At 69.2% G+C, this 22771-nt stretch carries 24 protein-coding genes; 17 read left to right on the top strand and 7 right to left on the bottom strand.

The genetic code is table 11. The features are described 5' to 3' along the window. Positions 1–28: 28 nt before the first annotated feature. From IU459_RS38370 to glmM, 4 genes are all read left to right on the top strand, one after another. On the top strand, positions 29–1759 hold the full coding sequence (locus IU459_RS38370; RefSeq protein ID WP_440446472.1) for a hypothetical protein: 1731 nt from the start codon (positions 29–31) through the stop codon (positions 1757–1759). A gap of 177 nt (positions 1760–1936) precedes the next feature. Next, positions 1937–2380, top strand: coding sequence for a 50S ribosomal protein L13 (gene rplM / locus IU459_RS08520; protein WP_195128943.1), 444 nt, complete (start codon positions 1937–1939; stop codon positions 2378–2380). Continuing rightward, positions 2377–2883, top strand: a complete 507-nt coding sequence (rpsI, locus tag IU459_RS08515) for a 30S ribosomal protein S9 (RefSeq protein WP_195128942.1) — start codon at positions 2377–2379, stop codon at positions 2881–2883. Before rplM ends, rpsI begins: the two co-directional genes overlap by 4 nt. A gap of 344 nt (positions 2884–3227) precedes the next feature. After that, the gene (gene glmM / locus IU459_RS08510; RefSeq protein ID WP_195128941.1) at positions 3228–4604 is read left to right on the top strand and encodes a phosphoglucosamine mutase; all 1377 of its coding nucleotides are present in this window, start codon (positions 3228–3230) and stop codon (positions 4602–4604) included. 85 nt (positions 4605–4689) lie between these two features. On the opposite strand, the gene IU459_RS08505 is transcribed toward glmM, so the two are convergent. From IU459_RS08505 to IU459_RS08490, 4 genes are all read right to left on the bottom strand, one after another. Continuing rightward, entirely contained in the window at positions 4690–5064 is a 375-nt protein-coding gene (locus IU459_RS08505) for a hypothetical protein (RefSeq protein WP_195128940.1), read from the bottom strand. Continuing rightward, complete coding sequence (locus IU459_RS08500) at positions 5064–5453, bottom strand: VOC family protein (protein WP_195128939.1); 390 nt, start codon at positions 5451–5453, stop codon at positions 5064–5066. Before IU459_RS08500 ends, IU459_RS08505 begins: the two co-directional genes overlap by 1 nt. 99 nt (positions 5454–5552) lie before the next feature. Further along, entirely contained in the window at positions 5553–6263 is a 711-nt protein-coding gene (locus tag IU459_RS08495) for a helix-turn-helix transcriptional regulator (RefSeq protein ID WP_195128938.1), read from the bottom strand. An 85-nt stretch (positions 6264–6348) separates the two neighbouring features. Then, positions 6349–8004, bottom strand: a complete 1656-nt coding sequence (locus tag IU459_RS08490; protein WP_195128937.1) for an ABC-F family ATP-binding cassette domain-containing protein — start codon at positions 8002–8004, stop codon at positions 6349–6351. Positions 8005–8151: 147 nt separating this feature from the next. On the opposite strand from IU459_RS08490, the gene IU459_RS08485 reads away from it, so the two are divergent. Next, positions 8152–8343, top strand: a complete 192-nt coding sequence (locus IU459_RS08485) for a PspC domain-containing protein (RefSeq protein ID WP_195128936.1) — start codon at positions 8152–8154, stop codon at positions 8341–8343. Positions 8344–8356: 13 nt separating this feature from the next. On the opposite strand, the gene IU459_RS08480 is transcribed toward IU459_RS08485, so the two are convergent. Beyond that, positions 8357–9355, bottom strand: a complete 999-nt coding sequence (locus IU459_RS08480; protein WP_228837610.1) for an alpha/beta hydrolase — start codon at positions 9353–9355, stop codon at positions 8357–8359. A gap of 76 nt (positions 9356–9431) precedes the next feature. Between IU459_RS08480 and IU459_RS39630 the strand changes: the two genes are divergently transcribed. The 5 genes from IU459_RS39630 to IU459_RS08455 all read left to right on the top strand — a co-directional run bounded on the left by IU459_RS39630 (position 9432) and on the right by IU459_RS08455 (position 13432). Beyond that, a complete protein-coding gene (locus IU459_RS39630; protein WP_195128935.1) occupies positions 9432–10241 on the top strand; it encodes an AraC family transcriptional regulator in 810 nt (269 codons plus the stop codon). A gap of 159 nt (positions 10242–10400) precedes the next feature. Continuing rightward, complete coding sequence (locus IU459_RS08470) at positions 10401–10706, top strand: DUF6802 family protein (RefSeq protein ID WP_195128934.1); 306 nt, start codon at positions 10401–10403, stop codon at positions 10704–10706. A 307-nt stretch (positions 10707–11013) separates the two neighbouring features. Beyond that, a complete protein-coding gene (locus tag IU459_RS08465; RefSeq protein ID WP_195128933.1) occupies positions 11014–11325 on the top strand; it encodes a hypothetical protein in 312 nt (103 codons plus the stop codon). Positions 11326–11382: 57 nt separating this feature from the next. After that, the gene (locus IU459_RS08460) at positions 11383–13032 is read left to right on the top strand and encodes a hypothetical protein (RefSeq protein ID WP_195128932.1); all 1650 of its coding nucleotides are present in this window, start codon (positions 11383–11385) and stop codon (positions 13030–13032) included. 49 nt (positions 13033–13081) lie between these two features. Beyond that, positions 13082–13432, top strand: a complete 351-nt coding sequence (locus tag IU459_RS08455; protein ID WP_195128931.1) for a hypothetical protein — start codon at positions 13082–13084, stop codon at positions 13430–13432. A 10-nt stretch (positions 13433–13442) separates the two neighbouring features. Here IU459_RS08455 and IU459_RS08450 read toward each other — a convergent pair whose 3' ends face one another. Then, entirely contained in the window at positions 13443–14300 is an 858-nt protein-coding gene (locus IU459_RS08450) for an alpha/beta hydrolase (protein WP_195128930.1), read from the bottom strand. A gap of 36 nt (positions 14301–14336) precedes the next feature. Here IU459_RS08450 and glmS point away from each other — a divergent pair, with 36 nt between their 5' ends. Further along, positions 14337–16220 carry a glutamine--fructose-6-phosphate transaminase (isomerizing) gene (gene glmS / locus IU459_RS08445; RefSeq protein ID WP_195128929.1) on the top strand — a complete coding sequence of 628 codons (1884 nt, stop codon included), beginning with the start codon at positions 14337–14339 and terminating at the stop codon, positions 16218–16220. Positions 16221–16449: 229 nt separating this feature from the next. Continuing rightward, complete coding sequence (locus IU459_RS08440) at positions 16450–16932, top strand: MarR family winged helix-turn-helix transcriptional regulator (RefSeq protein ID WP_195128928.1); 483 nt, start codon at positions 16450–16452, stop codon at positions 16930–16932. A 136-nt stretch (positions 16933–17068) separates the two neighbouring features. Here the strand turns inward: IU459_RS08440 and IU459_RS08435 are convergent, their stop codons facing one another. After that, positions 17069–17503 carry a cupredoxin domain-containing protein gene (locus IU459_RS08435; RefSeq protein ID WP_195128927.1) on the bottom strand — a complete coding sequence of 145 codons (435 nt, stop codon included), beginning with the start codon at positions 17501–17503 and terminating at the stop codon, positions 17069–17071. A 42-nt stretch (positions 17504–17545) separates the two neighbouring features. On the opposite strand from IU459_RS08435, the gene IU459_RS08430 reads away from it, so the two are divergent. The 5 genes from IU459_RS08430 to tsaB all read left to right on the top strand — a co-directional run bounded on the left by IU459_RS08430 (position 17546) and on the right by tsaB (position 22771). Continuing rightward, entirely contained in the window at positions 17546–18991 is a 1446-nt protein-coding gene (locus IU459_RS08430; RefSeq protein WP_195128926.1) for an NAD(P)H-hydrate dehydratase, read from the top strand. Positions 18992–19351: 360 nt separating this feature from the next. Next, a complete protein-coding gene (gene alr, locus IU459_RS08425) occupies positions 19352–20494 on the top strand; it encodes an alanine racemase (protein ID WP_195129090.1) in 1143 nt (380 codons plus the stop codon). Further along, positions 20491–21579 carry an alpha/beta fold hydrolase gene (locus IU459_RS08420; RefSeq protein WP_195128925.1) on the top strand — a complete coding sequence of 363 codons (1089 nt, stop codon included), beginning with the start codon at positions 20491–20493 and terminating at the stop codon, positions 21577–21579. Before alr ends, IU459_RS08420 begins: the two co-directional genes overlap by 4 nt. Next, positions 21572–22024 carry a tRNA (adenosine(37)-N6)-threonylcarbamoyltransferase complex ATPase subunit type 1 TsaE gene (gene tsaE, locus IU459_RS08415; RefSeq protein WP_324198797.1) on the top strand — a complete coding sequence of 151 codons (453 nt, stop codon included), beginning with the start codon at positions 21572–21574 and terminating at the stop codon, positions 22022–22024. The genes IU459_RS08420 and tsaE overlap by 8 nt, the downstream gene beginning before the upstream one ends. 54 nt (positions 22025–22078) lie before the next feature. Continuing rightward, positions 22079–22771: a tRNA (adenosine(37)-N6)-threonylcarbamoyltransferase complex dimerization subunit type 1 TsaB gene (tsaB, locus tag IU459_RS08410; protein ID WP_195128923.1), complete on the top strand. Its 693-nt coding sequence runs from the start codon at positions 22079–22081 to the stop codon at positions 22769–22771.

The raw sequence follows: 22771 nt of genomic DNA, 5'->3' as shown, positions 1-22771 counted from the left end.
CGGCCACGAACCGGGCAGACTGATGCCTGTGACGGTGCGAGTAGGGGCAGTGCATCTCGGGTGGGATGTGGTGTCCGTTGCGGCGGGCGGCGGTGGCATTCCGATCCGCCCGGTGCAGGTGGAGGGTGTGTGGACGCCGCCGGCGTATCTGCTTGCGGATTCGTCGGGCCGGCTGCACACGGCCGGTGTGGAACGCAACCGGCCCGATCTCGGGATGGCGATCGCCGACGTGCGCGACATCCTGGGGCATCCGCAGATCGTGGTGGCGGGCGCGACGTGGCCCGCCGAGCTGGTGTTCCGCGCGCGGATGTACAACCCGCTCGCCGAGATCGGCAAACACTTGCGCGGCAAACCGGATCTGGTGGCGCTGCCCTTCCCGGACGGCTGGCCGGACGAGAAGGTGGAGATCTACGCCTCGATGGTGGAACAGCTCGACGTCATCGTCGAGCCGCTACCCGAAAGCGTGGCGCTGTCGGGTTACATCCGCGCGCTCGGGCTGGTGCATCCCCCGGACCTGGCCAGGCCGAACGGCATCGGCGCGACCGGCGTGTACTCCGACGGCCGCACCATGCTGGTGGTCGCGGTGCACGGCGACGACGAGCAGCCCACCGAGTCGGTCGAGGTCCCGGTCAACGCCGAGGCCATGCGCGATGCCCGGTCGGCGGACAACGTCGTGATCGAGGTCATGGCCGCCGCCCGCTCGATCGGCGCGGATACCTCGACGGTCCTGCTATCGGGCAACGTGCGCTTCAACGACGCGTTGCGCTTGGCCTTCCAGAACCATCTCGGGCACCGCTTGCACGTGGCCGACCATCCCATGCACGCGCTCGTGCTCGGCGCCGTGCATCTGCTCGTGAGCGACACCGAGGCGGCCGAACCGGAGCCGCCGGGCAGGCCTGTCGCCGAACCCGGGCCCGTCCCGCAGCGTCCGGTGGACCCTCGCCAGCAGGCCGAATATGCGCCGCGGACGGAGACTCAGCAGCAGTCGGACCCTGGCCAGCGCGGTTCGGAGCAGACGCCGCCCCAGCCGGTGCCCGGCGTCCAATACGGTCCGGGATACCCCACTCAGCACGACGAGGCGACGACCAGGATGGGCCGCGACGAGGCGCCGCGCGGTCTCCCGCCGAACCTCGCCGAACTCGGCAGCCGGTTCACCAGGCCACCGAGCGCGCCGGACGATCAGCGCGGCAGCGCGCCCGGACGTCCGCAGGGCGAGTTCGCCGGTCCGCCACCCGGTGGCCCGGTGCCACCGCTCGGGGCGCGGCCGCCGTATCAAGGAGCACCCGAACAGCAGCAGCAGCCGTACCGCGGCGCGCAGGAGCAACCAGGCCACGGTTCGTGGCAGGAATCCGGCGCGGAGCCCGACGACGCCCAGGATCGGCCCCGCAAGGGCAAGGTCTGGAACAAGATGAAGGGCAATCTGTTCGGAGTCAACACCGTCGTCGGCGCGGTGGCGCTGGCCGTGGTCGCGCTTCCGGCCGGTACGGACCAGGCCGAGCTGACCGGGCGCGCGGCAGGTTTCGAGGCGGGTTCGATCACCCTCGACGAGGCGGCGGCGGGCGAGGCGGAGCCGATCGCGTGCCCGCTGACGCCCTACGCGATCAACCAGCCGAAGCCGGGCATCGCCACCGCCAAGGGCCGCCTCTCCGACGGCCAGGTCGGCGACCCGGACTGCGGGCGGCCTGGTATCGATACCCTGCGTTACCTGGTCCCGGGGCCGCCCGGCGCCATCGACCTCGGGCCGCCGATCGAGATCTGACGCGATTTCTTGCCGGCGCTACCCCACTGGTATGGTGGCTCGTTGGCGTGTGGAACGTCCGGTCGATCTCCTGGTGAATCGTCCGGTCGTCCGCCGGGTCCCGGGTCTCCACCGGCCGCCGGGAACACCTCGACCACACGCTCGGCTGGCAACACCGACGACAGACAGGGAAGCACTGTGCCTACGTACAGCCCCAAGGCGGGTGACGTGACCCGGCAGTGGTACGTCATCGACGCCACTGACGTAGTGCTCGGCCGTCTCGCCGTCCAGGCAGCGAATCTGCTGCGTGGCAAGACGAAGCCGACCTACGCTCCGAACTTCGATGGTGGCGATTTCGTCATCATCATCAACGCCGACAAGGTTGCCATCAGCGGCAACAAGCGGCAGGACAAGCTGATCCACCATCACTCCGGGCACCCGGGCGGCCTCAAGTCGCGGACCGTCGGTCAGGTGTTGGAGACTCGGCCCGATCGGCTCGTCGAGAAGGCCGTCAAGGGCATGATCCCGAAGAACAAGCTCGGCAACGCGATCGCGAGCAAGCTGAAGGTCTACGCGGGCCCGACGCATCCGCACGCCGCTCAGCAGCCCATTCCGTTCGAGATCAAGCAGGTGGCCCAGTGACCGCTCCTGAGGAATTCAACGAGGACTACGCCGAGGAGTTCGACGCCGAGGCCGTCGAGGACGGCGCGGGCTACGAAGAGACCGAGAGCTCGCCGGCGTACTCGCCGGTCGTCATCGATCGTCCGGTGCAGACCGTCGGCCGCCGCAAGGAGGCCGTGGTCCGCGTTCGCCTGCTGCCCGGTACCGGCAACTTCGTGCTCAACGGCCGGACCATCGAGGACTACTTCCCGAACAAGGTGCACCAGCAGCTGGTCAAGTCGCCGCTGGTGACCGTCGAGCGCACCGAGTCGTTCGACGTGCACGCCCGCCTGGTCGGCGGCGGCCCGTCGGGCCAGGCAGGCGCCCTGCGGCTGGCCATCGCCCGCGCGCTGATCGAGGTCACCCCGGAGGATCGTCCCGCCCTGAAGCGGGCCGGCTTCCTGACCCGTGACCCGCGCGCCACCGAGCGCAAGAAGTACGGCCTGAAGAAGGCGCGCAAGGCGCCGCAGTACTCGAAGCGCTGATTCCGGCAGCGTCGACCACCGCATCCGGCGTCCCGGCGGCGCCGGATGCGTTTTGGAAGCGAAGCTCGCGCAACCCGTCAAGGGTCCCGCTTTCGCTGCGTCCATACGGTACGGTCGACGCGGCAGCTGTACGAGAGCAGGCTCCCAGCGAACAGCTGGTCGCCTGCTCTCGTGCTGTATGAACTTGCGGTGTTCGCGGCTCTCTGTGGTCGACATGGTTGCGGCCTCCAGGGCTGTTGCGCTCACCGCAGGGTGAAACATGCGGTGTTCGCGGGCATTTGTGGTGACTCGGACTGCACTTCGGACGTCGCTCACACCGCAGATCGACCGACGTAAGGCGAGGTATGGGACGTTTGTTCGGCACCGACGGAGTCCGTGGGCTTGCCAACGAGTCGCTGAGTCCGGAGCTCGCGCTGCGCGTTTCCGGTGCGGCCGCGCAGATCCTGAGTCGCGGCAAGAAGCGCGCGCTCGCGGTGGTCGGACGCGACCCGCGGGCCAGCGGCGAGATGCTGGAGGCCGCCGTGACCGCCGGTCTGACCGCGGCGGGAGTCGACGTGCTCTCGGTGGGCGTGTTGCCGACGCCCGCCGTCGCCTATCTCACCGGTTTGTACGACGCGTGTCTCGGCGTGATGATCTCCGCCTCACACAACCCCATGCCGGACAACGGCATCAAGATCTTCGCCGCGGGCGGGCACAAACTCGATGACGCGATCGAGGACCGGATCGAGGCGCTCATCGCCGCGGATACGCCGTTCCGGCCGACCGGCGCGGGCATCGGCCGAGTGCGCAACGCGGCGGGCGCACGCGATCATGGGCTGGTCATCCCGGACCAATACAGCCTCGCGGGCACCCATGAGCGCTACGTGGAACATCTGGTGGAAGCGACCGGACAGGCTTTGTCCGGACTGACCGTCGTGGTCGACTGCGCGCACGGCGCCGCCGCGGAGGTCGGACCCGCCGCCTATCGCGAGGCGGGCGCGACCGTCATCGCCATCAACGCCGAGCCCGACGGGCTGAACATCAACGACGGCTGCGGCTCCACCCATCTCGACCAGGTCCGGGCCGCGGTGCTGGAGCACGGCGCCGATCTGGGCCTCGCGCACGACGGCGACGCCGACCGCTGCCTGGCCGTCGACGCCAGTGGCGCCGTCGTGGACGGCGACGCGATTCTGGCGATTCTGGCCCTGGCCATGCACGAGGCGGGCGAACTGGCCCACGACACCCTGGTCGCCACGGTGATGAGCAACCTCGGCCTGCACATCGCCATGCGGGCCGCCGGAATCACCGTCCGCACCACCGCCGTCGGCGACCGCTACGTGCTGGAGGAGTTGCGGCGCGGCGGATTCACGCTGGGCGGCGAGCAGTCGGGACACGTGGTCTTCCCGCGCTACGGCACCACCGGCGACGGCATCCTGACCGGCTTGCGCTTGATGGCCCGGATGGCGCGGACCGGGCGCACCCTGGCCGATCTGGCGAGCGTGCTGCACACCGTGCCACAGGTTTTGGTGAACGTGCCGGTGGGCGACAAATCCCTGGTCGCGCGAGCGCCCGAGGTGCGGGCGGCGGTGCAGGAGGCGGAGCGGATGCTCGGCGACTCCGGCCGAGTCCTGTTGCGTCCCAGCGGCACCGAGGAATTGGTGCGGGTCATGGTGGAGGCCACCGACTTGGCGCAGGCGCGGCAGCTGGCGGACGATCTCGCCAAACGGGTTGCCGCTGTCTGATTTCGGCAGCGCCAGCGGGTTTGCGGGCCTTCGATGGCTCGCGTTCGAGCGACCGCAGCCGGCGAGTCACGTCCCGCTCGAGTGTTCACCGCTTCTCAGCCAGCGACCTCCGTGCGAAGGCGGCGGCTTCGTCGAGCAGTGTTCGCCAGAGTTCGCGATCGGCCGTTGGGATTGCCACCCACTCGCGGAAGACCTTCCCGGCCGGCGCGAACGGGTCGCCGGTGCCGCTGTCGACCAGCTCGGCGACGCGCTCGCGAGGAAGCTTGACGACGAGGGAGCCGGCCTTGTCGTCGAAAGATGCCAGGAACCTGCCCGCGAGCCGCACACATGGGTAACCCATCATCGTGGCCCGGCCGATGGCGGGGTCGTAGAGCAGGTCATCGGTGAGTTCGTCGTAGAGGTCGCGGGCGTCGCCGCCGGACTGATCCGACGGCGACGACTCCGCGTGATGCTTCGCCATCAGGCTGCTGGCGGTGTGAACACGGCGAACATATTGCCTACCGGGTCACGCAGATAGGCGAACGCCGGCACACCCGGCCCTGGGGCGAGCTGCTTGCTGACCACCGATCCCCCGAGTTGCTCGGCGTCGGTACAGGTGGCCTCGACGTCTGCCACCAAGATGTAGAACACGGCGTGGTCCGGAAGCTGCCCTCCCGTACCCATGATGCCCCCCATCGGCGTGTCGGCGCCGGAGGCCTTGATGGTGCGGTAGTCCAGCCCTGCGGCGGCCGACGGGCCGTCGGCCTCGAAGGACCAGTCGAACAGGCTGCCGTAGAACTTCTCGGCACCGGCGGCGTCGCTGGTGGCTATCTCGAACCAGGCCAGCGCTCCTGGAGCGGGGTTGGTCACTGTTCTCTCCTTCTGCTCGGATCACCCGCCAGGGCGGCGGGCCCAACTCACCTTCTCGCGGGTTCGCGACAGCCCTATGTCGGTGTTTTGCAGAAGATCTCAGGGACCCAATTCCCTCGCCGGCAGCTTCATCTCATGGCCGTCCACGCACAGTTCGGGAGTGACGCGCTGATGGCGCGGCGGGGCCGGTTCCCGCTCGGCACGGATGATGCGGTCCATGCGGAATACCCGGTCGTCTCGTCGCAAGTGGCACCAGGCGGCGAGGTAGGAGCCGTTGGGCCCGACGACGACGTGCTGTGGCTCGACCTTTCGCTCGGTCTCGACGCCGCCCACGTCGATGTAGTGGATCCGCAGCACCTGGTTGTCCCGGACGGCACGCCAGATGGTCTCGGCGACCTCGGCGTCGGGGTCCGGCGCAGGCTGTATCAGCAGTCGCACCTTCTCGGCAGTGGAGCGTGCCTCGGCGAGCGCCTGCTCCGGCATGGCCGACATGATCTTCTGGAGGGCGCTGCGGGCGTCCTTCTTGAAGAGCACGTGCTCGCTGCGGCTGAGCGCCACGGCGACCGCTGCGGCCTCGCGCGGAGTGAAGTTCAAGGGTGGCAGGCTCATCGACCGGTCCAGCGTGTAGCCGCCCGAGCGCCCCTGCTTGGTCGCGAGCGGCACCCCGGCCTGCCCGAGGGCACTGAGATCGCGCTCGATCGTCCTGACGCTGACCTCGAAGTACTCGGCCAATTGCCGCGCCGTACGGCCCCTCGGTCCTGCGGCGCGCAGTTCCTCGACGAGGGCGTAGAAGCGGTCGATCCGGTTCATACGCGCATGCTAGACGGCGGCGGGGACAAGAATGGGCCGCGCCGTCCTGCCCCGCATGGTCGGGTTCCGGCCGTAGATCCAGCGCTCAGAGCGTCTCGGTGAGGCCGCCCGCGGCCATGTGCCAGCGCCGTGTCGCGCGGACGGTGTCGAGCATGCGGCGGTCGTGCGTGACGAGCAGCAGGGTGCCGGTGAAGGATTCGACGGCCTGCTCGAGCTGTTCGATGGCGGGCAGGTCCAAGTGGTTGGTCGGCTCGTCCAGCACGAGCAGGTTGACGCCGCGGGCCTGCAACAGCGCGAGGGCGGCGCGGGTGCGCTCGCCTGGGGAGAGCGTGTCGCAGGGACGAAGCACATGCGGACCGCGCAGGCCGAACTTGGCCAGGAGCGTGCGCACGTCCGCTTCCGGCCGGTCCGGCAATTCGGCGCCGAAGGTATCGGCCAGCGCCGCGGTCCCGCGGAACAGTCCGCGCGCCTGGTCGACCTCGCCGATCGCGACGCCGGAGCCCAGGCTCGCGGCTCCGCCGTCCGGCTGGATCCTGCCGAGCAGCACGCCGAGGAGGGTGGATTTCCCGGAGCCGTTGGCCCCGGTCAGCACGATTCGGTCGGCCCATTCGACCTGGGTGCTGATCGGGCCGAGCGTGAAATCGCCCCGTGTGACGGTCGCGTCGGACAGTGTGGCGACCACCGAGCCACTGCGCGGTGCCGCGGCGATGCTCATCCGCAACTCCCACTCCTTGCGCGGCTCCTCCACCACCTCGAGCCGCTCGATGCGGCGCTGGGTCTGCCTGGCCTTTGCCGCTTGCTTCTCGGTGGCTTCGGCGCGCATCTTGCGACCCGACTTGTCCGAGTCCAGCTTCCTGGGGTCGCGCGCCTTGCGGCGCGCGGTGCGGACGCCGTGCTCGAGCCAATTGCGCTGCATCTGCGCGCGTGCTTCCAGGCCCGCCTTGGTGCCGGCGTACTCCTCGTACGCCTCGCGCGCGTGCTGCCGAGCGATCTCCCGCTCCATCAAGTACGACTCGTAGCCGCCGTCGTACAGCCCCACCTGCTGCTGGGCGAGGTCCAGCTCCACGATGCGATTCACGGTGCGCGCCAGAAACTCCCGGTCGTGGCTGATCACCATCAGCGGGACCCGGACGCCGGCGACGAACTGCTCCAAGCGTGCCAGGCCGTCCAGGTCCAGATCGTTGGTCGGCTCGTCCAGCAGCAGGATGTCGAACCGGGACAGCAGGACCGAGGCCAGTCCGGCGCGCGCCGCCTGGCCGCCGGACAAGCCGGTCATCGGAGTGTCCAGGCCGTTCGGGAGGCTGTCGGCGAGACCGAGGTCGGCGGCCACCTCATGGGCACGCTGGTCCAGGTCGGCGCCGCCGAGGGCGAGCCAGCGTTCCAGCGCGGGGGAGTACTCGTCCTGGCCGCCTTCGGCGAGGCGCTCGGCCGCCGCGTCCATTGCCCGTTGCGCCGCGGTGACTCCTGTTCGGCGGCCGAGGAACTCGAGCACGGTCTCGCCGGGCACCCGCTGCGCCTCTTGGGCCAGATAGCCCACCGTCGCGTCCGGCGGACTGAGTGTGATGCTGCCCGTCGGCGTGCGCCGATCGGCGAGCATCCGCAGCAGCGTCGATTTGCCCGCGCCGTTCACGCCGACCAGGCCGATCACATCACCCGGCGCCAGGGTCAGGTCGAGGTCGGCGAACAGTGTGCGCTCGCCGTGGCCGGCCGACAGGTCTCGGGCATGCAGAGTGGTGCTCACCTGCACGAGTCTGCCGTGCTCGGGGTTGCACCCTGAGGTCGGCCCCGGGAGAAATCAGGGTCGGTATCGGCCGTTGTACCGATGCCAGTGGAGGTGGAGGCGGGCACAGTGGAGGTCGTAGCGATCATCGCCAGAGAGGGAAGACCAATGACCGTCCCTACCCGTCGTTTCGCCCGATCTACCCAGGACAAGTGGATCGCGGGCGTCTGCGGTGGCATCGCCGAGTACCTCGGCTGGAACGCCAACGTCGTCCGGTTGCTGTTCGTGGTTTCGTGCCTGCTGCCGGGGCCGCAGTTCATCGTCTACCTGGTGCTGTGGCTCCTGATGCCGAAGAAATGATTCCGCCCGCGGGTCATCGCGCTCCGGTCTTCGTCGATCCCGTCGCCAACCGGTGCTCCAGTAGGTGGCCGCGCAGGTGGGCGAGGATCTCAGCGCGTGCGGGACGGGCCGCGGGGACCAGTCCCGGCATGCTCAGGAAGGCGTGCACCGCTTCCTGGTAGCGGGTCAGCGTCACTTCGACTCCCGCCTGCCGCAGGCGGTCGGCATAGGCCGGAGCCTGGTCTTCCAGCGGGTCCGTACCCACGGCTTGGATCAGGGCCGGGGCGAGCCCCGCGAGGTTGTCGCTGTGCAATGGCGAGATCGTACGGGGGTCGAACGATTCGGGAAGCGCGATGCGCTGCACCGCACGGCAATTGGCCGGTGTCGCGGTCGGGCTGTCCGCGTTTTCGGTGAACGAGGGGTACTCGAAGACGCGTTCGGTCCAGTCGAGCTGCGGATTGATCAGTACCTGGGTGCGCACCGGTAGCCCGAGTTCGTCCGCCCTGATCGCGGTGAGAGCCGCGAGTGTAGCTCCCGCGCTGGCACCCAGCAGGCCGATGCGAGCGGGATCGGCTGCCCACACCGGTGCCAGCTCGACGAGGCGGAGTACGGCATCGAAGGCGTCCTCGGCGGGTGCGGGCATCGGGTGCTCGGGCGCCAGCCGATAGTCGACCGAGGCGACCACGGCCGGACAGTTGGCCGCCAGGTGGCTGAGGAGCCAGTCGTCCTGGTCCGGGGCGCCGAGGATGCATCCGCCGCCGTGGAACGCGACGATCAGCGGCAGCGCCGAATCGGCCCGCTCGGGCTGGTACACGCGAACGTTCAGCCGACGCCCCGGTAGATCGAGTGCGTGTGCGGTGATTCGTGCGCCACGATCGGGCCTGCCGGTGACCAGCCTGCCGAGCGCGGACCGGCGCTTGCGGTTCTGCGCTTCGCGCAACTCGATGACTTGTTCGGCGGTGATCGAATCCCAGTCCGGCTCAGGCGTGAGCGCGGTCAGGATTCGGACTCGCGGTGGAACTTTGCCTCGCATGACGTACCTCCGGGCTGCTCGTGATGGTCTTCGTCGGCCGCCGTATTCCCGGCGGCGTAGCGATACCCTGGCAGCTGTGACCGTGGGTGCGCTTTCGGAAATATGCGGTCCGGCAACATCGCCGGTGGTGTGGCTGCGGCCGGGCCATGTCGGTTACATCGGGCCGGAGCTCGGCGTCGACCTGCATTCCGTCTCGGTCGCGGTGCTCAGCGTCGGCCTGGACGGGCCGTTCGTCCTGGAGACGGCCGCACACGGGCAGATACGCACTCGCAGTTCGTTCGCTCCCGCCCGCGCGTCGCACCGCGTCGTCGCCCCCGAGAGGTGGATCCTGCTGCTGTTCGTCGATCCCGCGGGTACGCCCGCCACCGGCATCGCGGGAGAGATGACGGCGACCGCCGGTCCCTATGGTCTCGCCCACCGGCGGGAACAAGAGCTCGTCGAGCTGTGCCGTGGCGATGACGTGGATCCGGATCGAATCTTCGCCCAGGCCGTCGCTGGTTCCGCGCCGGTCGCCGATCCGCGGATCGAGTGGGCCGCCGCCGCGATCCGCCGGAATCCGAATCAGACGTTCCGGGCCGACACGATCGCCGCGAACCTGGGCCTGTCCACCACCCATTTCCTCCGCCTGTTCGCGCAGCGGTCCGGCACCACATTCCGCGGCTATCAGCGGTGGACCCGCGTCGTCCACGCGCTGCGAGACACCGCGACCGGCCGCGATCTCACGCGCTCGGCCACCGATGCCGGTTTCGCCACCCCGTCCCACTTCAGCGAAACCTTTCACCACATGTTCGGACTGTCCGCCACCGCACTGTTGCGCTCCGGTGTCCGCTTCGACCTCGGAACCCAGCCTGCGCCTGGATGTTTCGACTTCCTGCCGAATCCTTGACGCAAGTCACGTTTCCTCCTCGGCAGTGACCGACGGCGCATCCGCGCTACCTCCGATCGGCGAGCCCAGGGGATGCGTCGAGCCCGCGCGGGTGTCAGGATGGAACGATGCCGCCTGTGCGGCACCGCACCATCGCACGAGTCCCGTTGAGGAGTTTCAATGATCACCACGGGCGAATTCCCGGGTCTGGACATACCCGGGATCGACGCGTCTTCGTCACTGACCGGACTTGGCGCGGTCGAACTGCACCACCCCACTCAGGACATCGACGGCGACGGCACCTTGGACACCATCACCACCACCGGTGACGAGGCGATGCAGGTCTGGACCGACTATGACCACGACGGCTTCGCCGACCACGTCACCGTCGTGGAAAAAGACGGCGACTACTCGGCTTGGGAATTCCATCGCCACCCCGACGGCACCTCCGAATGGGTCCGCACGGACAAGGGCAAGATCGGCTAGCCCGAAAACTCGCTGACACCCTCAGCTGGTCGATTCGATTTTCTGCGCGACCAGCTCGGTGACGCGTTCATATCGATCGACTTCCTGCGCGCTCGGCTCCTCATCACGTCGCCGATCGGCGTGTGAGCGTCTTCGGCGCTCCGCGGCCTCGTTGTGGCCGCTGGGCGCGGACAGTAGGTTGCTGTGGACATTTGTGGATTCGGGGGAACCGAATGTCGATGGGTTGCGTCGAAGGAAGTATGGCGGCCGTCGGCGCGAAGGAGATTCGGCGCCTGGCGAGTCGAGACTACGAGGACGGAGGGGAACCGTGGGCGGATCGGAGATGGTCGGGGTTCGGACGGGGGAACTCGGTGCGCTGGGCGATGGCTATAGGCGATCGGCCACGGCGGTCCGAGATCAGTCCAAACGGGTTGCCGAGCATATGTTCGGTGACGGCGGCGATGCCGGGCGGAACTACGCGCAGCAGGGCATCGCGGTGCATCAGGGGTTGCAACGGATCAGCGCGTGGCTGAAGACCTGGAGCGATGCCACCACCGCGACCGCTGACGCGCTGGGTGCGGCGGTCGTGGCGTACTCGGATACCGACCAGCAGCGCGCGGCGGAGACGCCCAAGACGTGAGAACGCCGGATGCGACACGTTTTCCACTGAACGCCAGACATTCGAGGAGCCGGAACCATGACCGTTTCCTGGCAGGGTAAGGCGATCGACGCCATCCTGGACGAAGGCAGCTTCGGGCTGCAGTACTGGATCAGATTCATGCCGTTGTACGAGGCGGCATTCGGCAACAACGGCGACCGCGGGGACCTGAACCAGCTGCTGGCGATGTACGACGAGCAACGCGGCACGCGGGTGGAGAAGCTGGAGCAGGCGGGGGAAGCGCTGAAAGCCGCTCTGGCCGAGGTGGATACCCAGTGGGAGGCACAGCGCGGCTACACCGGCCGCCTGCCCGGACTGTGGCAGGGAGCGGCGGCCGACGTCGCGCTCGGCATGCTCACCAAGCAGTCCGTCCTTGCCGACGAGGATCGGCAGCACACGAGGGACGCTTGGAAGACGGTCGAGCCGATGGCGAACTCGCTGCGCCAGTCGGTCGGCTCGAAAGCCAATATGGTACTCGGGCTGCTGGAGGATTCGGGGAAAGGCAGCAGGGTCGTCAAGCTCGACGGCAAGACTCCGGAAGACGTGAAAGTCATTGTCGACGTGCACAATGCGCGCGAGTGGATCAGCGGGAAGCAGGCAAGCGACCTCTACCGGATCTTCCCCGCACTCGATTTATCCGGACAAATCGGAAAGGTCCCGCTGGACGAGCCGCTCGGCGAAAAGATTCGCAATACCGTCAACGATTGGCTGCGTGACCCCTTCAAACGGGACTTCGATGCCAAGCTGACGCGCTACGTCGACGCCTGCAAACTGGCCGACGATCACTTCAAGCAGCAGTACCAGAACCTGGCCAATGCGTTGGCGGCGGTGTCGGACCGCGCCTATCCGCGCCCGGAGGGGTCGACGAAGCCGTCCCAGGACAAGCCGTCCCAGGACACGCCGGGCAATCAGAACCAGCCGACTCCGTCCGGGCCGCCGGGTCCTCCCGGCACGCCGTCGCCCTCCACGGTCCCGGCGAGCACCACACCGAGCACAGTCCCGGCGAGCACCACACCGGCAACGCCAACCACGCCGACTACGCCGACTGCTCCGGCACCTCTTGCCCCCAAGCTGCCATCACTCGACGGCCTGGCCGCCGTCAGCCAGGTCGCGGGGGCACTGTCGCCATTGGCGACCGGTCTCACGCAAACGGTTCAGCAAGGCATCTCCGCGCTGAGCGGAACCATCAAGAGCGGAATCGACGACGCGATCGAAAAGCTCAAAGCGACCATCGATCCGGAGAATGCCGACAAAGACGGCAAGCCGAAGGCCGAGTTCGATATCGCTGGGAAGCACGTGACGTTCGAGATGGGTCCGGACGGCCAGTTGAAACTCGTCTTGTCCGACGAGGAAGGCAAGCAACAAGAGTTCGAGCTCGAGCTGAACGAGCATGGGATGCCGGTCATCTCGATGAACGAGCCGGAAGAGCCCATGCCTCCCGCCGACACCCCGGCTCCCGAAACGCCGGACAAGGACAAGCCGGTCGACGCCACACCCGCCCCTGAACCGAGCACCGGCCAGCCAGGCGTGCCATCCGGAACTCCGCCGACCACGCGACGTGAAGAAGATGGCGAGCACTGGCCGAAGCCGGTGCCGGAGCAGAGCGAAGCGAAACCCGAACAGGGCGAGCCGCAACCGGCGGCCCCGTTCGACAGTGGCGCGGAACTGGCCGAGGCGGGACCGCTATGAGCCCGGACGCCGGAAGTGCGACCGCGCGAGTCGAGCGAGGAGATGCCACATGGTGAACTACGCCGAGGAGGCGAGGCGACTCGCCGAAGAGAACCAGCGCCGGATGGCGATCCTGATCGAGGAGATCCAGGAGATCAACGAGCAAACCGCGGCACGAGGCCGCGAATTCGCCGACAACCTGGCGGCCGACATGGATCAGTTCCGGACGGAGCATGCCGCCGAGCTGGAGCGAGCTCGCGCCGAGGCCGAGGAGAAGGAACGGCTGGAGGCCGAGGCACGCGAGCAACGCGAGGCGATCGCGCGATCGATGGCGGCCCGAAGAGCGAATCAGACGGTCACGCCGGTCGACGAGGAGGACGAAGAGTCGAAGTTCTACCAGCGCAAGAGCTGGCTGATCTGAGCCGCGGTGATCAGCGCCGCAGGAGCGCCGCCAGCTGGCCCACCTTCAGCTTCGGCGGCTCCTCTTCGTGGGGCGCTAGGGGGTCGATCACCGTGGTGTGCGGAATGACTTCCTCGGGCTCGGCGAAGGGGCGGTAGGTCTTGTCGCCCGTCAGCGTCGCGAGCAGGTAACCGGTCAGCAGAGCGCGGGTGATGCGGGCCGCCTTGGGTTCGTGCTTGCCCGCACCCACCGCGGCGAGGACGCGACGGCCCTCGATGATGCCGTTGTGCGAGGCCTTGTCGATGACGCGCAGGATCGCGGGGCCGTCCCATGCCGTGGCCAGCGGGATGGCGTTGGAGCTGACCGAGGTGATGTCGGTAGCGCCCGCCAAGATCAGCGCGGGCAGGTCGAGCTCGGGAGCGATGTCTTCGGCGGACGGCGCAGTCGGCGCGGGGAACAGGGCCGCAACGGTGGCGACCGTGCGCTGGCCTGCGGCTATGACGGCCGCGCCGGCGCCCATGCCGTGTCCGGCCAGGGCGACACGCTCGGGATGCACACTGATCTCGCCGTCGCCGAGCCGCACGCCGGTGCAGATGTCGAGCGTGGTGAGCAAATCGGCGGCCAGTCCCAGATGTGACGGAATCGGCCCGCGCTCGGTGTCCGGGGCGGCGGTCACGATTCCCCAGGAAGCGAGGTGCTCGAGCAGGCTGCGGTAGTGTCCCGCGCCGGTCAGCCAGCCGTGGCCGAAGGCGACGGCCGGGAGATTGCGCCCCGACTCGGGCGTGAACACCACCCCCGGCTGGCCCGCGATGGCCAGGTTGCCGCGCAGCACACGGTGCGGGCCCCGGCTGGTCAGGGTGCTCAGTAGCGATTTCACAGACGCCGACACGACGTGAACGTTATCCGATAAGTAGTGTGGTGAGCCATGTGCGGAATCGTGGGGTACGTCGGATACCGAGACGCGCTCGGCGTCGTCGTTGACGCGTTGCGCCGCATGGAATATCGCGGCTACGACTCCGCGGGCGTGGCGATCCTGGACGGCGCGGGCACCCTGGCGGTGGAACGCAAGGCCGGTCGGCTGGCCAATTTGGAGGCCGAGCTGTCCGAAAACGGGATCGACCGTTTCGCGGGCACCACCGGCATCGGGCACACCCGCTGGGCCACGCACGGCGCGCCGACCGACCGCAACGCGCACCCGCATCGCGACCACAGCGGCAAGGTGGCCGTGGTGCACAACGGCATCATCGAGAACTTCGCTCCGCTGCGTCGTGAGCTGGAAGACGCCGGGGTCGAGTTGAACAGCGACACCGACACCGAGGTCGCGGTGCATCTGGTGGCCAGGGCGTATGCCGATGGCCCGACCGCCGGTGACTTCGCCGCCAGCGCGCTGGCCGTGCTGCGCCGCCTGGAGGGTGCGTTCACCCTGGTCTTCACGCATGCCGACCATCCGGACATGATTGTGGCCGCGCGGCGCTCGACCCCGCTGGTGGTCGGCGTTGGCAAGGGCGAGATGTTCATCGCCTCGGATGTCACGGCGTTCATCGAGCACACCCGCGAGGCGGTCGAGCTCGGTCAGGACCAAGCCGTGGTGATCACCCTGGACAGCTACCGGGTGACCGACTTCGCGGGCGAGGACGCCGGTTCGCGCACCCGCCCGTTCACGATCGACTGGGATCTGGCCGCGGCCGAGAAGGGCGGCCACGACTACTTCATGCTCAAGGAGATCGAGGAGCAGCCCGCCGCCGTCGCGGACACGCTGATGGGGCATTTCAGCACCGATCAGGATGGCGGCGGCCGGATCGTGCTGGACGAGCAGCGCTTGGCCGACCAAGAGTTGCGCGATTTCGACAAGGTTTTCGTCGTCGCGTGCGGCAGCGCCTACCACTCCGGTCTGCTGGCCAAATACGCCATCGAGCACTGGACCCGGCTGCCCGTCGAGGTCGAGCTGGCCAGCGAGTTCCGCTACCGCGATCCTGTTCTGGACCGCTCCACGCTGGTGGTGGCGATCTCCCAATCCGGTGAGACCGCCGACACGCTGGAGGCGGTGCGCCACGCCAAGGAGCAGAAGGCGCGCGTCCTCGCGATCTGCAACACCAACGGCGCGCAGATCCCCCGGGAGTCCGACGCGGTGCTCTACACCAGGGCCGGGCCGGAGATCGGCGTCGCCTCCACCAAGGCATTCCTGGCTCAGGTGACCGCGAATTACCTGGTCGGGCTTGCTTTGGCGCAGGCACGCGGCACCAAGTACCCGGACGAGGTCGCGCGCGAGTTCGCCGAACTCGAGGCGATGCCGCGGCTGGTGGAGCGGGTGCTGCAGACGGCGCCACAAGTACGGACCATCGCACGCGAACTCGCGCAGGTGCCGACCGTGCTGTTCCTGGGCCGTCACGTCGGGTACCCGGTGGCGCTGGAGGGCGCGCTCAAGCTCAAGGAGCTGGCCTACATGCACGCCGAGGGTTTCGCGGCGGGCGAGCTCAAGCACGGTCCGATCGCGCTGATCGAGGACGGGCTCCCGGTGATCGTGGTGATGCCGTCCCCGAAGGGCCGGGCGGTGCTGCACTCGAAGCTGCTGAGCAATATCCGGGAGATCCAGGCCCGCGGCGCGCGCACCATCGTGATCGCCGAGGAGGGCGACGACACGGTCCGGCCATTCGCCGACGATCTCATCGAGATCCCCAGCGCGCCGACCCTGTTCCAGCCGCTGCTGTCCACGATCCCGCTGCAGATCTTCGCGGCTGAGGTGGCGCAGGCCCGGGGCTACGACGTCGACAAGCCCCGCAACCTGGCGAAATCCGTCACCGTGGAATAGGCCGGCAGCCGCGCACCGTGGGTGCGCGGCTGCCGTTCGTCCTGGCGAAACGCGGCTCGCTGTCCCGATGGCGATGCGGTTCCTATGCGTGGACCGAGACCAGAGGTTCGTCCGCGAAAGATATTTACAGGCGACAACAATAATTGCGTACGCGTTATAATTGCAAGCGCGGGCTATTGTGATGCCTGGCTATCCTGGAGGCAGGATCCCCCGATGCCGAAGGAACGCCATGACCGCGGATGCCGCCTTGACCGGCCTGGCCGATGGTTGGTACGCACTATCGCTGCTGCACGATCGGATCGAGGCGCACATCGAAAGGGCCCTGCAGTCCGGCCACGACCTGAGTGTTCGCGAGTATTCGCTGTTGCTGGTCCTGAGCCGTCAGCACGACGGGCCTGGTGGCCACCTGCGCATGCACCAGGTCGCCGACGCTGTCGTGTTGAGTCAGAGCGCCACCACCCGCCTGGTTTCCCGGCTCGAAGACCGCGGCCTGTTACAGCGCTATCTGTGCCCCGACGATCGCCGCGGCATCTACACCGACGTGACCCCGGCGGGTCTCGACCTTCTCGAACAGGCCCGCCCCACGCACGACGACGCCCTCGCCGGCGCCCTCGGCCAAGCCGCCGCCGACCCGGAACTCGCTCCGCTCGTCGCCGCCGTCGAAGCGCTGAACACCCGCGGCGCTCGCACCCGCGACTACCGCCCGGTGTGAAGCGCTGCGCTTGCCCTCCGCGGCGGCACGACGGGCACAGACCCGCACGTCGGCCTCCTGGTGAACCCGCTCAGCTCGGCACTGCGATGCGAGCACACGGAAGACCGCTTCGGCGGGCCTCGCGCTCCGATCCGCGCTACTCGACGGTGACCGACCCGCGCATCTCGGGATGCAGCGAGCAGAGGTATCGGTACGTCCCCGGGTTGGTGAAGGTGTAGCTCCACTCGCCCTTGTCGAGGATGGGGCTGTTGATGCCCATCGCCTTGTCGCCGATGCCCTGCACGGAGTGCGGGACCTTGTCGTCGAATTTCCAGGTGACCGTGTCGCCGACCTCGACGGTGACCTCGGCGGGAGAGAATTTCATATCGTCGACCGCGACGGTGGCGGCGGCCGGCTTGCGCTCGCCGGTCTGCTGTGCGGTGGTGGTCGCCGGGCGGGCCGGTCGCTTCGTAGTCGTGGCGGCCGAGCCGGATTCGCCGCTGCCGCCGCATCCGGTCAGCAGCAGCGCACCGGTCATGGCGACTCCCGTGACCACCTGGATGGTCCTTGTGCGGCGGCGGGCACTTGGCATGATGGCCAAGCGTAGTAGGCCACACCGACGGAGGGAGCGGCGATGTCCACGCAGCGGGGCTATTTCACCGTCGACGAGGTGCGTGCGGCGGAGGCCGAGCTGTTCACCCGGGTGCCGGAGGGGGTGCCGATGCGTCGCGCGGCGCACGGCCTGGCCACGGTGGTCGCGGGCGAGCTGCGGGAGCGCACCGGCGGTGTCGCGGGCCGAGCGGTGACCTTGCTGGTCGGGTCCGGCGACAACGGCGGGGACGCGCTCTGGGCCGGTGCGCAGTTGCGCCGCCGCGGTGTCGCGGTGACCGCGGTGCTGTTGAATCCGGAACGCGCGCACGCGAAAGGGCTTGCCGCGCTGCGCAAGGCGGGCGGGCGGGTCGCCGGCCAGGTCGGCGACCCGGACCTGGTGATCGACGGCATCGTCGGCATCTCCGGTCATGGCGCGCTGCGTCCACGCGCGGCGGAAATCGTTGCCGCGCTGGATGCGCCGATCGTCGCCGCCGACCTGCCCAGCGGCGTCGATCCCGATACCGGTGCGATCGAAGGGCCCGCCGTCCGCGCGGATGTCACGGTCGCCTTCGGCGCCTACAAACCGGTGCACGCCCTCGCCGCGGCGCAATGCGGCCGAATCGAGTTGGTTCCCATCGGTTTACGCCTCCCTGAACCGAACCTCGCCGCGCTGGAGCCCGTCTCGATCGGCGCCGCGTGGCCGGTTCCCGGCCCGGCCGACGACAAGTACACGCAAGGCGTCACCGGCGTGTGCGCGGGCAGCGCGACCTATCCGGGTGCCGCGGTGCTGTGCGCCGGCGCCGCCGTCGCCGCGACCTCGGGCATGGTGCGGTATGCCGGAACCGGAGCGACCGAGGTGCTGAACCATTTTCCGGAAGTGATCGCCACGCAGACGGTCGCCGCCGCCGGACGTGTCCAGTCCTGGGTCTTCGGTCCCGGCGCGGGCACCGACGCCGACGCCAGGAAGCGCCTCACCGAGATCCTGTCCACGGATCTTCCGGTCGTCGTCGACGCCGACGGACTGACCTTGCTCGCCTCCGAACCGTGGCTGGTGCGCGACCGCGCCGCTGCGACCGTCCTGACCCCGCACGCCGGTGAGTTCGCCCGCCTCACCGGCCGCGAGGTCGGCGCGGACCGGGTGGCCGCCGTCCGCGAGCTCGCCGACTCCTGGCAGGTCACCGTGCTGTTGAAGGGCCGAGCCACGCTGGTCGCCGCACCGGACCGCCCCGCCCTGGTCAACGACGCGGGCGGTTCCTGGGCCGCGACCGCCGGTGCGGGCGACGTGCTCTCGGGCATCATCGGCGCGCTGCTCGCGGCGGGCCGCGACCCCGCCTGGTCCGCCGCCGCGGCCGCGCGCGTGCACGCCCTGGCCGCGAACCTCGCCGCCCTCGACGCCGCCCCGGCCGGAGCCCCCATCTCGGCGAGCCTGCTCTCGGCCCACGTCCGCCCCGCGATCGGCGTCCTGCGCCGTCTCGCCCATCCGTTCTGAGGTGGTAGGGCGCCAGTGCGCTCGGGTCGATGACGCTGCCGAGTCGATGGCCGACGCGAAGCTCTTTCGGCGACGAGTCGTTGGTAGTGGTGCCCATCCTGCTGTCGGTCCGCCATCGAGGTTGTGCTCGTACACCCTCTTGACCTGGCCGCGCTCGGACCGTCGAGGCGGGCGCGAACCGGCGTGCCAGGTGCCGCGTCAGGCGTGCTGCCGTAATCGATGCGTCTTGTCGCGCGGGGTCGGGCGGGTCAACCGGCTGCGACCAGAACCTCGCGCGCCAATAGACTCGACCAAAACCGACCGCAGCTCCCGCGCCACCCAACTGGTACGCCGGAAGGCCCGGAGCGGCGGGGAGCCGGAATACGCGGAGAGGCGGACAGCACTGCCGTGAGTGCGCAAGTGGAAACGGTCATCGATCTGGACGCGATTGCCCACAACGTGCGGATCCTGCGGGAACACGCAGGGGACGCGGGGGTGATGGCGGTGGTGAAGGCCGACGGCTACAACCACGGCGCGGTCGAGGTGGCCAGGACGGCATTGGCGGCGGGAGCGGCCGAGCTGGGTGTCACGACGGTGGCCGAGGCGGTGCAGCTGCGCGCGGCGGGGATCACCGCGCCCGTCCTGTGCTGGCTCAACAACGCGGACGCGGACTTCGCGGCAGCGGTCGAGGCCGATGTCGAGATCGGTGTCTCCTCGCCGGCTCATCTGCGCGCGGTCGAGGCCGCGGCCCGCAAGACCGGACGCACCGCGACGGTCAGCGTGAAGGTGGACACCGGCCTCAACCGCAACGGCGTGTTGCCGATCGAATACCCGCAGGTCCTGACGCCGCTGCGCGCTCTGGTCGACGAGCAGGCAGTGCGGTTCCGCGCGATCTTCTCGCATCTGGCGCACGCCGACGAACCGGAACACCCCAACAACGACGTGCAACGCGCCCGCTTCCTGGAAGCGATCGCCGCGGCCAAGGAGCACGGCCTCGAACCCGAGCTGGTGCACATCGCCAACTCGGCCGCCACGTTGACCCGCCCCGATCTGGCCTTCGACCTGGTCCGGCCCGGGATCGCCGTGTACGGCCTGTCCCCGATACCCGGTGACGACTTCGGCCTGCGTCCGGCGATGACGTTCCAGGCCAGGGTCGCGCTGGTCAAGCGGGTCTCGGCGGGGGAGGGCGTCTCGTATGGACACCAGTGGATCGCACCGCACGACACCACCGTCGCGCTGATTCCCGCGGGCTATGCCGACGGCGTGTTCCGCCCTTTGAGCGGCCGGTTCGACGTCTGGCTCGGCGGTGCTCGGCGCCGGAACGTCGGCCGGGTGTGCATGGACCAATTCGTCGTCGATCTCGGTGACAACGCGGCGGGCGTCCAGGAAGGCGACACCGCGATCCTCTTCGGCACCCAACCGCATGCCCAGGACTGGGCGGACCTACTCGGCACCATTCACTACGAAGTGGTGTGCTCGCCGCGCGGCCGGGTCACCCGGCGTTACGTCGGCGGCGCTCGATGAGCCGGTTCCGGGTCACCCCGTTGCGTGGCGGGCTGGCCACCGTCGGTGTGGTCGGCGCGCTGGCGGGAGCGCACGCGCTGCGTCGTGCCGGCGCGCGTGTGCTGTGGCCGGCACGGGGCGACGACTACCGCGACGAGAACTTCGAGCTGATCGACGCGGACCGCGCGGGCACGGTGCTCGCCGACGACGGAGTGCCCTTGGCCACCCGGACCTGCGGCCCCGACGACGCGCCGGTGACGGTGATCTTCCTGCACGGCTTCTGCAACAGCATGCAGTCCTTCCACTTCCAGCGCCGCGACTTGGAAAAGCTTTGGGGCGCACAGGTCCGCATGGTGTTCTTCGATCTGCGCGGGCACGGCCGCTCCGGAACGCCGAGCACCGCGAGCTGCACCGTCGCCCAGCTCGGCCGCGATCTCGCCGCCGTGCTGACGGCCACAACGCCGACCGGACCGGTGGTTCTGGTCGGGCATTCGCTCGGCGGAATGGCAATCCTCGCGGCGGCGGCGCGCTTTCCGGAGTTGTTCGCGGCCAGGGTGATCGGGATCGCGCTGCTCTCGACGACCGCGGCGGAGGTCACCGCGACCGGCATCGGCCAGCTGCTGCGCAACCCCGCGATCGACGGGTTCCGGCTGGCGGTGCACGCCTCGCCCGCCCTGGTACAGGCGGGCCGCGTCACCGCGCGCCACGTGATCACGCCGATTCTGCACGTCAGCTCGTTCCACGGCCCGGTGAGCCCGACCCTGTCGCGCTTCACCACGCTGATGATCGATCGGACGCCGATGGAAACCATCGTGAAGTTCCTCCATGCCATCGAACTGCACGACGAGTCGGCGGCGTTGCCCGCCTTGGCCGACACACCGGCCTTGGTGCTCGGCGGCGGCCACGATCTGGTGATCCCGTTCCGCAATTCCCGGGCGCTGGCCGCGGCATTGCCCGGCAGCGAGCTGATCCGGCTGGAGGGCGCCGCGCACATGCCGCACCTGCAGTACCCGGACATCGTCAATGCCGCGCTGGACCGGTTGCTGGTGCGCGCGGGCGCCATCGACCCGATGCTGGGCGACGCCTCGGAGGTGGCCGGTGGCTGAACCGGGGCAACGGGTCCTGCCCACCGTCGCCGACACCGAAGCCCTCGGCCGCGAACTGGCCGCGGACCTGCGCGCCGGTGACCTGGTGGTGCTGGACGGCCCGCTCGGCGCGGGCAAGACCGCGATGACCCGCGGCATCGCCGAAGGGCTCGGCGTGCAGGGCCGGGTCAGCTCGCCGACGTTCATCATCGCCCGTCAGCACCCGGCCGGGCACCGCGCGGGCGCGCCCGCGGTGCCCATGGTGCACGTGGACGCCTATCGGCTCGGCGGCGACCTGGACGAGCTCGACGCCCTGGACCTGGACACCGATCTGCATCAGGCGGTGGTCGTGGTGGAGTGGGGCCGCGGGGTGGTGGAGCATCTCACCGAGCGGCATCTGCGGGTGCTGTTGTCGCGCGAGCCGGATTCGGATGTGCGCACCGCGATCTGGGAATGGGTGGGTTAGCTACCAGGTAGCTCGCATCGGTGGCGCCTACCACCCGGTATCGTTAGGCCAATCATGCTTGTACTCGCCGTCGACACCGCGACACCCGCCGTTACAGCGGGACTCGTGGACCTGGATCAGGGCGCCGACGCGACCGGCCCCGTCCAGGCGCGCACCATCGCCTCCCGGGTGCGGGTCGACCCCCGCGCCCATGCCGAGGTACTCACCCCGCAAATTCTCGAATGCCTCACCGAGGCAGGCCGTTCCAGGACCGATATCGCCGCGATCGTGGTCGGCGTCGGTCCGGGCCCGTTCACCGGCCTGCGCGTGGGCATGGCGACGGCGGCCGCGTTCGGTGACGCGCTGGGCATCCCGGTGTATGGCGTGTGCAGCCTCGACGCGATCGCGGCGGACGCCGCGGTGGAGCTTCCGCCGACCGGCGAGCTGCTCGTGGTGACCGACGCGCGTCGGCGGGAGGTGTACTGGGCGCGATATCGAGAAGGCGCGCGCGTCGCCGGGCCTGAGGTATGCAAGCCGGCCGATCTGGACGCGGGACCGGCCACGGCCGTCGCCGGATCCGCTTCGCACGTCGACTTCTTCGATCTTCCCGTGCTGCCGGCCGAGACACCCTCGCCCGCAGGATTGGTGCGCGTCGCCGCGGCCGAGTTGCTCGCCCGGACCGTTCCGGAGCCGCTTGTTCCGCTGTACCTGCGCAGGCCGGACGCCGTCGAGAACGCCTATCGCAAGCTCGACCGGACGGGGGCGTGA

The sequence above is a fragment of the Nocardia amamiensis genome, assembly GCF_015477605.1.
Classification (GTDB): domain Bacteria; phylum Actinomycetota; class Actinomycetes; order Mycobacteriales; family Mycobacteriaceae; genus Nocardia; species Nocardia amamiensis_A.
Note: the sequence above shows the minus strand (reverse complement) of the source record. Positions and strands in the feature narration are given on the sequence as shown.